The organism is Dictyobacter alpinus, assembly GCF_003967575.1.
GTDB classification, from domain to species: Bacteria; Chloroflexota; Ktedonobacteria; order Ktedonobacterales; family Ktedonobacteraceae; genus Dictyobacter; species Dictyobacter alpinus.
The window spans coordinates 4,839,762-4,855,115 of sequence record NZ_BIFT01000001.1 but is presented as its reverse complement, the minus strand read 5'-3'; the positions used below and the strand labels follow the sequence as shown (position 1 = coordinate 4,855,115).

The 15,354-nt window shown below is 58.2% G+C and carries 1 protein-coding gene (cut by a window edge); it reads left to right on the top strand.

Annotation, left to right across the window (positions count from 1 at the left end):
* Positions 1–15,348 carry the 3' portion of a non-ribosomal peptide synthase/polyketide synthase gene (locus EL633_RS19150; RefSeq protein WP_371865564.1) on the top strand. The gene continues 2,478 nt to the left of window position 1, outside the view, so only the last 15,348 of its 17,826 coding nucleotides appear in the window; its start codon lies off the left edge, out of view; the stop codon is at positions 15,346–15,348.
* Positions 15,349–15,354: the final 6 nt, after the last annotated feature.

Genomic DNA, 15,354 nt, shown 5'->3' with positions numbered 1-15,354 from the left:
AAGTACGCCATCACGATCGTTACGCTTCCCCCATCGTCCCTCGCCAACCTGCCATATGAATCCCTGCCGAAGCTGAGCAATATGGTGGTAGCAGGCGAGGCCTGCGCGCCCGAACTGATACAAAGATGGGGCCGTGGACGACGCTTCTTCAATGCCTATGGCCCGACCGAGGCCACCATCTGGTCAAGCGTCTCGCTGTATCAATCCGAGTACATCCACAAATTAGACATCGGCAAACCGATTAGCAACACGCGACTCTACATTTTGGACCGCTACATGCGCCCGCTGCCGATCGGGGTGCCCGGCGATCTCTATATCAGCGGCATTGGCCTGGCACGCGGTTACTGGCGGCAGCCGGGGCTGACCGCCGAACGCTTCCTGCCCGATCCTTTCAGCACTGAAGGTGGAGCCAGACTGTACCAGACCGGTGATCGGGCGCGTTATCTCGCCGATGGCAAGATTGATTTCCTGGGCCGCAACGATCACCAAGTCAAACTACGTGGCCACCGTATCGAATTAGGCGAGATTGAAAGCTCTCTGCGAGAACTGGCGGATATTGAGCAGAGTATCGCCCTGATCCGTGAAGATGTGCCAGGAGATCCACGCCTGGTCACGTACGTTACCATCTCCGAGTCATCAAGGTTGAGCAATGCCGATATCCATGCCCATCTGCGAAGCAGGCTTCCCGATTATATGACGCCGGCATTTATCGTGTCACTCCCTCACTTCCCCTTGCTTCCAAACGGGAAGATCGATCGCAAAGCTTTGCCCAATCCACATCAGGTATACACACAGGCGGACGAAGCAGAACCCCAGACCTGCACCTGGATCGAAGAACTGCTCCTCCCCATCTGGTGCAAAGTATTAGATCTTGAGTCGGCAGGTATCCACGAGAATTTCTTTGAGCAAGGCGGCCATTCCCTGCTATCAACGCAGTTAATGGCACAGATGCAGGCTGTCTTCCAGGTAGAGATTCCCCAATACAGCCTCTTTGAAAGTCCCACCATCGCGGGGCTGGCCCGGCATATTGAAGATGCGCTCAAGCAGGGGCAGAGACAGGAGATTCCACCAATCATCACACATCCACGGCCAGAAGTGCTGCCACTGTCCTTCGCCCAACAGCGGCTCTGGTTTATGGATCAACTAGAGCAAGGTGATAGCACAACATACAACATCCCACTGGTGATGAAGCTCACCGGGACGTTGAAGCTGGAACTCTTCACCAGGACCCTGCAGATACTGGCGCAACGCCATGAAACGCTGCGCACCACCTTTCGCGAACAAGACAACGGTCAGCCAGCGCAGGTTATTCATCCACAGCCACATCACCATCTCCATCTGCTCGATCTACAGCACTTGCCTGAGGAGGAGCGGGAGCGGGAGGCGCACCGTTTACTACACCAGGAGGGACAGCAGCCCTTCAATCTTATCACTGGCCCCTTGATGCGCAGCTACCTCTTGCGTCTGACAGACCAGGAGCATATCTTCCTACTCACCATGCATCACATTGTCACGGATGCCGTCTCGATGGGCATTTTCACGGATGAGTTTAGCGCTATCTACAATCAACTCCTGGCGGGCGCGCCAGTCGCTCTCCCAGAGTTACCGATTCAATATGCTGATTTTGCCCTCTGGCAACAGCAGTGGCTACAGCAACAGGTAATAGACGAACAGATGCACTACTGGTCCCAGCATCTCAAAGGACTCGTCCCCCTGGAGCTGCCAACCGACCATGCGCGCCCGACGATACAGACCTACCAGGGCGAGCATCAACATATGCGCCTGCCAGCACGCTTGCGTAATGAGCTGACAGAGATCAGTAGGCGCGAGAACTGCACTCTGTTCATGACACTCTTAGCCGCCTTCCAGGTCCTGCTCGCCCGCTACAGCGGACAGAGCGATATCGCCATCGGAACGCCCTTTGCCAATCGTACACGTACCGAAGTTGATGGCTTGATCGGTTTCTTCGTCAACACGCTCGTCATGCGCAGCGACCTCTCCGGTGATCCCACGTTCGAAGAGCTTTTGCTACGCGTGCGTGAAGTCGCACTGGGAGCATATACACACCAGGATGTACCCTTTGTTAAATTAGTGGAAGAGCTGCAACCCGAGCGAGATCCCAGTCGTTCGCCGCTTTTCCAGGTACTCCTCAATGTGCAACATGCCCCCCAGGCAGCCAGCGTGCCCGGACTGGTGGGACTGAATATCGAGCAATTGGAGCAAGAGTATGCCATCGCCAAGTACGACCTCTCACTGATCCTGGTCGATGAAGACTCTGGTCTGGATTGCGAGATTCAGTATAGCACCAACCTGTTTGAGGACAGCACGATCCGACGCCTGCTGCATCACTGGCACATCCTGTTACAGAATATTGTCGCGCACCCGGAACGTAGAATCTCAGAATTAAGCATCCTCTCCCCGGCTGAACAGACACAGATTCTGGAGTACTGGAACGACACACAACAGGACGTGTCCGATATTCACGGGTTCCACGAGTTATTTGAAGCGCAAGCCAGGGCGCATCCGCAGCGGCTGGCGCTGCTGTGCGGCGATGAAAAGTTCACCTATCAACAACTAGACCAGCAGGCCAATCAGCTGGCCCACGCCCTGCTAGATGAGAAGCTCGCGCCCGAAAGCATAGTTGGCATCTGTCTACCACGCTCACCAGAACTGCTGATCACCATTCTGGCCATCTTAAAGTCTGGCGCGGCCTACGTAGCGCTCGATCCCAGCTTACCAACTCCCCGGCTTCACTATATCGTCGAGCAGACGCAGCCGCGCCTGCTGATCACCGGGAATGAGGCATACAGCCCGCCGGTATCCACAACGCTCCCGATCCTGTGCTGGGAACAGCGCTGGTGGGACAGCTGTCCGGTCACCAGGCCGCAGGTGCGCATCTCGCCTGATCAGCTGGCATACGTCGTCTATACCTCCGGTTCGACCGGCAGACCCAAAGGTATTCAAGCCAATCACCGTGGCATCATCAACTATCTGGCATTCCTGGGGTCCGCTTACAAGCTCGGGACCTGGACGATCGCGCTACAACTGGCATCCTACGCCTTTGATGCATCGATCCGCGATACCTTCGGCCCTCTCAGCTACGGGGGGCGGCTCGTCATGGCTCCACACACAGGAGGCCTCGAACCCAGGCAGATGCTGAACCTGATCGAAAGCTATCACATTAACGCGCTCCCCAGCATCGTGCCATCCGTACTGCGCTTGCTGCTGGAGGTGGCGGAACAACAGGCAAGACCACTGCCCGATATAGAACTGGTATTGATGAGCGGCGAAGCTGTGTACGCCACCGATATTCAACGAGCCAGCGCGATCTTCTCCCCACATGTACGTCTGGTCAATCAGTATGGCCCGACCGAGACCACCATGACGGCCACCTATCACCAGTTTAGCATCCAGGAGACGGTACAGGGAACCATTACAGTGGGACAGCCAATCGCCAACATGCAGGTCTATATTCTGGACAGGTACCTGCAACCGGTGCCGGCCAAAGTGTATGGGGACGTCTATATCAGTGGTCCTGGACTGGCACGTGGATATCTGCACCAGCCAACGACTACAGCTGAAAGCTTCATACCCCATCCTTACAGCAAAGAAGAGGGTACGCGCCTCTATCGCACCGGCGACAGGGCACGCTATCTGCTCGATGGCAACATCGAACTGGCGGGACGAGAAGATCACCAGGTCAAGATACGCGGTATACGCGTCGAGCTGGGCGAGATTGAAACGGTGATCGCGCAGCATCCGGCCATTCGGAGCTGCGCCGTGGTGGCGCAAAGCGATGAGCACCACGACACATCATTGATCGCGTATATAGTCGGCCAGCAAGAGCAGCCGCTTACCCAGGTAGAGTTACGCGCCTATCTACAAGAGATGCTGCCAGCCTTTATGCAGCCAGGCCACATCGTCACCCTGAAGAACCTTCCGCTTACCCCCAATGGGAAGATCGATCGACGCGCGCTACCTGCGCCTGATCAGGAGCAACACAACCACGATTGGGAATCCGCTACCGAAGCCGAGCAGGGACGGTCTGACATTACGCCGCCCCAGGGCTGGATCGAAGAGATCATCGCCGGTGTATGGTGCGAGATCCTGGGGACGCAATATCCGGATCGCGAGGATAATTTCTTTGAGGTCGGCGGTCATTCGCTACGGGCGATGCAGCTCATCGCCCGTCTACGCCAGGCCCTGCAGATTGACCTCTCCCTGGGAAGCCTCTTTGAAGATCCAACAATTATGGGCCTGGCGCTCAGCGCAGCTGAGGAGATGCGCGCCGATGATTCTGATGAGATGGCTCCTCCTATTAAAGCCGTCTCTCGACAACACCATCCTCCGCTCTCCTTTGCCCAGCAACGTCTGTGGTTCCTCGATCAACTAGATCCAGAGAGCACCGCTTATACGATGGCATTGGCGCTCAAACTCCAGGGGGCGTTAGAGCTGACCGCACTGCAAAAAGCATGTAACGAAATGGTACATAGGCATGAGAGCCTGCGCACCACCTTCACCGTCATTGAGCAGCAACCGGTACAGGTCATAGCCGACACGCAGACATTGAGCGTGCCGCTGATCAATCTAGAGGAGATGCAGTCTGGCGAGCACGAGCTACTGGTCCAGACGATCATGCGGCAAGAGGTTCAGCAACCATTCACGCTGGCACAGGGACCACTGGTGCGCATCACCTTGCTACGCCTGCATCAGCGCGAGCACATACTCTTGCTCAGCATGCACCACATTATCTCCGATGCATGGTCGATGGGTATCCTCCTTAGAGAGATCAGCCAGCTCTATAATGCCTTCGCGGCTGGCGAACCATCACCGCTCCCTCCATTAAAGATACACTACGCGGACTATGCGGTATGGCAGCAAAGCCAGCGGCAACAACAGATCCTGGCGGCCCAGATGGCCTACTGGAAGCGGCAGTTACACGCGCTCCCTGTGCTCAATCTGCCACTGGACTATCCACGACCCGCGCTGCAGAGCACTAATGGAGCGCATCAACATATCCTCTTAAGCCCGGCTTTACAGGAGAAGCTGAAAGAACTCAGTCGGCGTGAAGGGGCAACCCTCTTTATGACGCTGCTCACCGCCTTTAAAGTCCTGCTGGCCCGCTACTGCCAGCAGACTGATATCGCGATTGGCACCGACATCGCGGGACGGACGCGGACCGAGATTGAACAGGTAATCGGCTTCTTTGTCAATACGCTGGTACTGCGCACCGATCTGGCGGGAAATCAGACCTTCCAGGCGGCGCTTCAGCGTGTGCGCAAGATCGCCATTGAGGCCTACGCCTATCAGGATGTTCCGTTTGAGAAACTGGTTGAAGAGCTGCAACCAGAACGGGACCTTAGCCGTTCACCTTTGTTCCAGGTGGCCTTCAGCCTGCAGCAGCCTGCCCCACACACACAGCCGCTCCGTGGCTTGCGGGTAGACGTCCTGAATCAGGAGAACACCACCACCAAATTTGATCTGGCCCTGGCCGCCATGGAGACGGAAGCTGGTCTCTACTGTGAGATTGAATACAACACCGATCTTTTCAAGGCGGCAACCATTACACGCCTGCTCGGGCACTGGCAAACACTGCTCGCCGCCGTCGTGGCCCATCCTGAGCACACCCTGCAAGAACTGCCTCTCCTGACGAGCGAGGAACGCCAACAACTGTTACTCGATTGGAACAGGACCAGCACCGCGCCCGACGGCGCTGATAACCTGGTGCAGCTGTTTCAGGCGCGCCTGCGCCAGTCTCCTGACCGCATCGCGCTGGTCGAGCAGGACGCGCACATCACCTATGCCGAGCTTGCCCAGCGCGCCGAAAGCCTGGCGGCCCGCCTCCAACAGAAGGGGATTGGGCCAGAAGGCCTGGTCTGCCTCTATATGGAGCGCTCGATCACCATGGTCATCGCCATGCTGGCCGTTTTCCAGGCTGGTGGCGCGTATATCCCACTCGACCCGGCGTATCCAGGGGAGCGCATTATCTCTATCCTCAGCGAGGCACAGCCCGGCGTCATCCTGACCGCCGGACACCTGAAAGCGCAGATAGCACAAGCGGCGCAGGAGACGCTCACGGCAGTGATCGCGATCGACGAAGAAGACACACAGCCAGATTCCTGGCGGCAACCAGCATACAATCCACAGCAACTGGCCTACATCATCTACACCTCCGGCTCCACGGGTCGTCCAAAGGGGGTGATGGTCACGCAGGCTGGCATGCTCAACCATCTACAAGCCAAGATCGCTGACCTCGACCTGCGGGAAAATGATTACATGGCGCAGACCGCCTCGTACAGCTTTGATATCTCGGTCTGGCAATGCTGGGCGTCGCTTCTGGTGGGAGGGCAGGTCCATATCTTCAGTGATGAACAGGCGCAGGATCCGCAGATGTTACGCCGGCATAGCATTGAACATGGCATTACGGTACTCGAAATAGTACCATCGCTGCTAGCCATGCTTTTGGACGATAGTCAGGACGCGCCAGCGCTGCGCTGGCTCCTCGTAACCGGAGAAGCGCTCGCGCCCGATCTCTGCCGGCGCTGGTTTGCCTGCAATGCGCTTACGCCATTGGTGAACGCATATGGTCCGACCGAATGTTCCGATGACGTCACCCATGCCATCTTGCGCCACGCGCCGGAAGCGGATGAAAGCACCATCACGATTGGTACCCCTATCGCCAACACCCAGATCTATATCCTCGATGAGCGGTTGCAGCCATTGCCCATCGGGGTACCAGGACAGCTCTTTGTGGGGGGAAGTGGAGTGGGGCGAGGCTATCTCAGGGCGGCGGAACGTACAGCCAGCGCATTTATCCCCAATCCATTTAGCGCGCAACCGGGCGGACGCCTCTATAGTACAGGAGATCTCGCGCGTTTTCGACCTGATGGACAGATTGAATTTCTTGGACGCCTGGATCAGCAAGTAAAGATTCGCGGCTTCAGGATCGAACTGGGGGAGATCGAAGCGGTCATCATGCAGCATCCCGAGGTAAAGTCAGCCCTGGCGCTGGAAAGAGAGGATAGCCAGCAGCGTAAAAGCCTGGTCGCCTACATCGTCAAGCAGGACGATGTGCCGCTGACCAGCAGTGACCTGCGAAGCTATTTGCAAATGTTGCTGCCAGCGTATATGCTGCCTTCATCGCTGGTCATCTTGCCCGCTTTTCCGCTTACCGCCAATGGGAAAATTGATCGCCAGGCGCTCGCCACGTACGAGTGGGATAGCACTGATCAGACATCTCCCTCGACAACCTATCAACATCTCACGCCCCTGGAAGAGGTCATCACAGGCATCTACCAGGAGGTTCTGGGACGCGGGGAGATCGGCAAAGATGAAAACTTCTTTGAGATCGGTGGCCATTCACTGCTGGCGACCCAGATCGTCGCACGCCTACGGCACATCCTGGATGCCGAGATCCCTCTGCGCAGCATCTTTGAAGCGCCAACCATTGCCAGCATCTCCCGGCGCGTGCAGCAGACACGCTTCGAGGAAGGGCACGCTACCTTCCCGCCATTGCTTCCGGAAAAGAGAGAAGAGGCGATCCCGCTATCCTTCGCGCAAAGGCGGCTCTGGTTCCTTGATCAACTGGAGCCTGGAGGCACCAGCTACAATATTCCAGCTGCGGTTCTGCTGCAGGGCGAGTTCAACGTTCAAGCCATGCGGCAAAGCCTTTACACTATCATCCAACGGCACGAGAGCCTGCGTACAACCTTCCAGATGTACGCAGGAGAGCCGATTCAGGTTATAGTACAGGCAAACGACTATCAGCTCACGGTTCACGACCTGGAGGCGATCCCCCAGCAGCACCACGATGCTATCGTGCGACACCTGGCCGCGCAAGAAGCGAACCAGCCCTTCGACCTGGCGCGAGGACCACTCTTCAGGAGCCGGCTATTGCGCTTAAGCGCACGCAAACATGTCTTGCTATTTACCATGCACCACAGTATTTCAGATGGCTGGTCGATGGAGATCTTCCTGCGCGAAATCTACCAACTCTATCCCGCGCTGATAGCAGGCGCGGAGGTAGCGCTACCAGAGCTTCCGGTCCAGTACGCGGACTTCGCTCTCTGGCAGCAACGATGGCTGCAAGGAGAGGTGCTGGAGGCACAGGTTCGCTATTGGAAGCAGCAGCTCCAGGATCTTGCGGTCCTTGATCTGCCTACGGACTATCCGCGTCCAGCTATCCAGACGTTTCGCGGATCACGGCAGGGGGCGCTCCTGGAACCATCCCTCCTCGATCAATTAAAAGCCCTGGGCCAACGTGAAGGAACAACGCTATTCATGACCTTGCTGACGGCCTTCCAGGTCTTGCTGGCCCGCTATAGTGGACAGGACGATATCGCGGTCGGCACACCGATCGCGGGGCGCACCCACACCGAGCTCGAACAGTTGATCGGCTTCTTTGTCAATACCCTGGTCATGAGGAGTGACCTTGCTGGAGATCCCGCTTTCCGTCAGCTGCTCGCGCGTGTGCGTGAGACAACGCTGCAGGCATACGCCCATCAGGATGTGCCCTTTGAGAAACTGGTGGAGGCGCTACAGCCCGAGCGCGACCTGAGCCGCTCACCGCTCTTCCAGGTCATGTTTATGCTGGAAACCACACGACCAACGGCCAGCGATTCACTGCCGCAGGGTACGATAGATCTTAACATCGATATGTTGGAGCAAGAATACACCAGCGCGAAATTCGATCTGACGTTGATAACAACCGAGACGCAAGAGGGGCTGCTGTGCGAGGTCGAGTACAATAGCGATCTCTTCGCGGCCGAGACGATCGCGGGCATGCTGGAACACTGGCAGGTCTTGCTGGAGGGCATCGTGGCCCGGCCCTCTTCTCCCCTGAGCGCACTCCCTCTGCTCACTCCACGCGAGCTGCAGTTGCTCCTGCACACCTGGAACGACTCCGCCGTTCCTTCCTCCTCCCAACTCTCGCTGCCCCAGGCCTTATCGCTGCAGGCGGCTCACTACCCCGATCGCGTCGCGCTCTCCTTCCAGGATCAGTTGCTCACCTTCTCCGAACTCGATCACCGCGCTGACCTGCTCGCCTCCTTCTTGCAGCGCCACGGCATCGGTCCCGAGCACTGCATCCCCCTCTGCCTGCAGCGCTCACCCGATCTCCTGCTGGCCCTGCTCGCCGTCCTCAAAACCGGCGCGGCTTACCTGCCCCTCGATCCTTCCTATCCCGCACAGCGTCTGCGCACCATCCTCGATGAGGTCCGGCCTCTGCTCCTGCTGACCCAGCAGGACCTGTTGCCCCTCGTCGGCGATCACGCCAGCCTGCCACTGTGCCTCGATCAGCTCTGGCCTCAACTGCTGGACCCGCAGGCCGACCTCTTGCCCCTCACGTCCACTGTGGCCTTCCATCCTGACCAGCTCGCCTATGTCATCTACACCTCCGGTTCCACCGGGCGACCCAAAGGCGTCATGGTCACACAGCACAACCTGCTCAATTTCCTGGCCGCAATGCTTCCTCGTCTGCAGTTGCAGGAGCAGGATCGCTGGCTGGCCATCACCAGCATCTCTTTTGATATCGCCGCCCTGGAGATCTTCCTGCCCCTGCTCTGCGGAACCCAGATCTCCCTGGCCCCTCGCCACTTCAGTTCCGATGGCGCCGCCCTGGCCCGGCACCTGGACGAAGAGGCCATCACCATCATGCAGGCTACCCCCACCACCTGGCAGCTCCTGCTCACCACCGACTGGCGACCGCATGCGGACCTGCAGGTGCTCTGCGGCGGTGAAGCCTTTCCCCCGGCGCTGGCCTCCCAGTTGCGTCCGGCGCGCACCCTGTGGAACCTGTACGGACCAACCGAGACCACCATCTGGTCGGCCGCCGCCCGGCTGGCGGCGCTGGAGCGGACCTCGCCGGTCCCGCTGGGTGCTCCACTCGACAACACCACCCTCTATGTGCTCGATCGCGCCGGTCAGCTCGTGCCACCGGGTGTTCCCGGCGAGCTGTTCATCGGTGGCCAGGGCGTGGCCCGTGGCTATTTCCGGCAGGCGGGACTGACCGCCGAGCGCTTCCTGCCCGATCCCTTCAGCGCGACACCGGGGGAGCGCCTCTACCGCACCGGCGATGTGGTACGCTACCGAGCCAACGGACGGCTAGAATACCTGGGGCGCGGCGATCAGCAGATCAAGCTACGCGGCCTGCGCATCGAGATCGGAGAGATTGAGGCGGCACTGGTCCAGCATCCAACCGTGCGCGAGGCCGTCGTCTCCCTGTGGCGAGTCAGCGAGACGGACCAGCGCCTGGTCGCCTACGTCATCGCTCAGCCCAACAGCACGATCGCGACGCAGCAGTTACGAGACCACCTGCGCCAAACGCTGCCCGAGTATATGGTTCCGGCCTACTTTGTACAGCTGGAACAGCTCCCACTTACGGCGAATGGGAAAGTGGATCGAAGGGTGCTCCCTGCTCCCGACCAGCAGCCTGATCTCGGCAGCCAACCGGTGGAGGCAACCTATACACAGCTCGAAGAGATTATCGCCAGTCAGTATAGCCAACTGCTCAATCTTACGCAGGTCAACCACCAGAGCAACTTTTTTGAAGCAGGCGGCCACTCACTGCTGGCGACCCGGCTGATGACACGGCTGCAAGAAATACTGGAGGTTGAGATTCCGCTACGCTTGCTCTTCGAGGCGCCAACGGTGGAACAGTTAGCACAACAGATCACACAGAGGATTCAGGGGGCACCGGCTGGCGCACGCGTCCCATTAACACCGGTAGCCCACGGTCAGGATGTTCCACTCTCCTTTGCCCAGCAGCGCATCTGGTTCCTCGATCAGCTCAAACCAGGTAATAGCGCATACAATCTCTCGGGCGCGGTACGCATCAAGGGCAGGCTGCAACGCCTGGCATTGCAGCATAGCCTGACAGAGATCCAGCGGCGTCACGAGATCGTACGTACAACATTCCCGACCGTCAATGAAAAACCTGTACAACGCATTCACGCGGCCAGCCCACAATACTGTACTTTGATTAACCTCAGCCACCTGCCACAAGACGAGAGCCTGGTGATCGCCCAAAGACTGGCACAGCAGGAGGCGCTACAGCCATTTGATCTCGCGCAGGGTCCACTGCTGCGTGCAACCCTGCTCTGCTTACAAGAAGAGGAGTATATCCTCCTGCTTACCATGCACCACATTATCTCAGATGGCTGGTCGATGGATATATTAGAGCAGGAACTCATCAGGCATTACCAGGCATTTGCACAGGGTCGCACATCATCGACTCCTGACCTTCCCCTGCAATACGCGGATTTCGCCATCTGGCAGCAGCAATGGTTGGAGGGAGAGGTAATGGAGAAACAGCTGGCCTACTGGAAGACGCAGCTTCAAGGCGTCTCTCCCTTACAGCTACCCACGGATCGTCCAAGACCAACGGTGCAGACCTATCGGGGCGCACAGTATCAGGTAGACATACCAGCGCAGCTGTATTCCCGACTCGACAGGCTCTGCAAGACGGAGGGCATCACGCTCTTCATGGCGCTGCTGGCAACCTTCCAGATCCTGCTCACCAGATATACAGGGCAAACAGACATCACTGTTGGGACACCTATTGCCAACCGGCGCGAACGCGATCTCGAAGAGCTGATCGGCTTCTTCAGCAATACGCTGGTCTTGCGCGGCGACCTGGCGGGTAATCCAACGTGCAGGCAGATCCTGCAGCGCGTCCGCAAAGTATGCCTGGAGGCATATAGCAACCAGGATACACCATTTGAGAAGTTGGTTGAGGTACTACAACCTGAGCGCGACCTGACTATGTCGCCGTTATTCCAGGTTATGTTTACCCTGGAGCAAGATAACCTGTTGCGTGAAAAGCTGGTAGATGTAGAGATCAGCGGCCTGCCGGTGGCCGAGACACATGCGCAATTTGATCTCACCTTACAGATACAGGCACAACCACAAAGCGCTTCGTGCCAGATGATATACAACACCGATCTCTTCAACGATGGCTTCATCGCACGCATGGTAGCGCACTGGTTGCGTATCCTTGAAGCCCTGGTAACGGATGACAGCCAATGCATTCAGGATATCTCTCTCCTGGAAGAGAGAGAGCAGGCTCTGCTCATCCATGATTGGAACAACACAGCGACCCATTATGGGGCAGCGGAGCAGTCTCTGCAGCAGTTGATTGAGCAGCAGTGTACGCGCGACCCGGATCGCATCGCCGTGATCTTTGAGCAGCAGCAGCTCAGCTATGGGGAACTGGAGCGCCGCTCCAATCAGCTCGCCCACTTCCTGCGCGCCCAGGGCATCGGTCCCGACCGCCTCGTCGGTCTGTGCCTGCAGCGTTCCCTGGAACTCGTCATCGCCATCATCGCCGTCCTCAAGGCCGGTGGCGCCTACGTCCCCCTCGATCCCGACTATCCCACCGAGCGCCTGCGCTTCTTGATCGAGGATACCCATCTCTCCCTTGTGCTGACCCAGCATCCTCTGCTCCCCCTGCTGCCTTCGTCCGACTGCCGACGCCTGTGCCTGGATCGTGACTGGATCCTGGTCGACGGGGAGTCCGACACTCCCCTACCCACCCTCGTCCATCCTGAGCAGCTGGCCTATATGATCTACACCTCCGGCTCCACCGGCCTGCCCAAGGGGGCTATGAATACCCAGCAGGCTCTGCTCAACCGCCTGCTCTGGATGCAGCAACGCTACCAGCTCGATGCCACCGATTGCGTCCTGCAGAAGACCCCCTTTAGCTTCGATGTCTCCGTCTGGGAGTTCTTCTGGCCCTTGCTCGCCGGCGCTCGTCTGTTGCTGGCCGCCCCCGAGGGCCAGCGCGATAGCGCCTATCTGGTCGCGCTGATCCGGCAGCAGGCAGTAAGTCTGTGCCACTTCGTCCCCTCGATGCTCTCGGTCTTCCTGCAGGAGCCTGAGGTCAGCCATTGTCAGAGTCTGCGCGATGTTATCTGCAGCGGGGAGGCCCTCTCCTTCGAGCTGCAGCAGCGCTTCTTCGCGCGTCTGGGAGCCGGGCTGCACAATCTGTACGGACCCACCGAGGCGGCCATCGATGTGACCGCCTGGACCTGTCAGCCTGAGAGCCTGCGGCGCGAGGTCCCCATTGGTCGACCGATCGCCAACCTGCGCGTCTATGTACTTGACGAGCGACTGCGACCGCTGCCCATCGGCGTACCGGGCGAGCTCTATCTGGGTGGCATCGGTCTGGCTCGCGGCTACGCCGAGCGTCCGGCCCTGACCGCCGAGCGCTTCGTGCCTGATCCGCTGAGCCAGCAGCCGGGGGCGCGCCTCTACCGGACCGGGGACCGTGTGCGCTGGCTGGAGGATGGCACGCTCAGCTACCTGGGCCGCCTCGATTTCCAGGTCAAGATCCGTGGCCAGCGCATCGAACTCGGCGAGATCGAGCAGCAGTTGGAACGCCATCCGGCGGTGCGCGATGCCGTCGTTACCACGCAGCCCGACAGCCAGCACAATCCGCAGTTGATCGCCTATCTGGTCCCGGAACGTGACATGGAGCCTATCGATACGCTCAGAAGGCTTGGCGAGATACAAACGTATCTCCAGGCCAGCTTGCCGCTTGCCATGCAGCCCGCGCGCTGGATGTGGCTTTCAGAGCTGCCGCTGACCTCCAACGGCAAACTTGACCGCAAGGCACTGCCCGCGCCAGTCAGCGCCGAGTGGGAACAGAGAAAGGTAGGCACGCCACGTACTCCTATCGAAGAGACGCTCGCCAACATCTACTGCAGCCTGCTCCAGATCCCGACGGTTGGTATTGAGGATAACTTCTTCGCGCTGGGCGGCCATTCGCTGCTGGCCACCCAGCTCGTTTCGCGCATACGCGTACTCTTCCAGATTGAACTCCCCCTGAGCGATATCTTTAAATATCCACACATCTCGGCGCTAGCCTCACATATAGAGGCGACGCAACGGCATAAGCAGGGCATAAGCACGCCTCCACTCGTGCCACAGCCTCGCCAGGACGCCATGCCGTTATCCTTCGCGCAACAGCGTCTCTGGTTCCTGCACCTGCTGGAACCAAAGAGTCCCGCCTACAATATCCCGACCGCGTTACGTCTGCGTGGTCCCCTACATGTACAGGCGCTGCTGCGGAGCCTGAAGAGCATCATTGAGCGTCATGAGATCTTGCGCACCACCTTCGGCATGCAGAATGGCAACCCGTATCAGCAGGTTGCGCCGACCATGTATCCTCATCTCGTTAGCGTTGATCTAAGCGGGTCTCCACGGCACGAACAGGAGATACTGGTACAACAACTGGCCCAACAGGAAGCGAATCGACCATTTAACCTGGCACAGGGTCCATTACTCAGAACAACACTGCTGCATCTCGGGGCGGATAAGCACATATTCCTGCTAACCATGCACCACATTATCGCTGATGCATGGTCAATGGGCATTCTCTCGCAGGAGATCAGCCAGTTGTATCAGGGCTTCGCGGCAGGGCGGCCAGCGGCACTACCCGATCTTCCGATACAGTACGCTGACTTTGCCCGATGGCAGCGCCAGTGGTTGCAAGGAGACGTTTTAGAGCAGCAACTACGCTACTGGGAGATACAGCTCCATGGCGTACAACCCATTGAACTCCCCCTTGATCATCCACGCCCGGACAAGCAGAGTTATCGAGGAGCGCGATACACATTCACCCTGTCGCAGCAGTTGACACGCGATCTCGTGGAACTCACACGTCAGGAGGGCGCAACCCTGTTCATGACGCTGATCACGGCCTTCCAGATATTGCTTCAACGCATCACCCGGCAAACGGATATCGCGATTGGAACAGATATCGCCAATCGCAACCAGATGGAGGTCGAGGGTCTGATCGGTTTCTTTGTAAATCTCCTGATCATCCGCAGCCAGGTAGAAAGCTATCAGTCGTTCCGCACCCTGCTACGGCAGACACACGAGATTGTCCTGGAAGCCTATACCTACCAGGATACGCCATTTGAAATGCTGGTCGAGAGGCTGCAGCCAGAGCGAAGCGCCAATCGCATGCCCCTGGCTCAGGTCCTATTCGTGCTCCAAAACACACCGCAGGCGCAGGAGAACGGCAAAGGGGAGCTTGAGATCAGCGAAATTGAAACGGCCAGCGCCACCACCAAATTTGAGCTCGCCCTCTTTATGCACGAGGAAGGAGAAGGACTCACGGGCACCATCAACTATAGTACGGACAGCTTCAAGCCCGCGACAATTGAAAGGCTGATGCACTATTTTGAAGTGCTGCTGCAAAGCATCGTGCACGCACCCGATGTGCCGCTGGGTCAGTTGGAGATATACACCGAGCAAGAGAAAGAGCGCGGTCAGCGGGGAATACGTCAGAAGCTCCGTCAGAGCAAAGGCCAACGTCTAGAACTACCATCACAGCAAGGAGAATAACAGCAT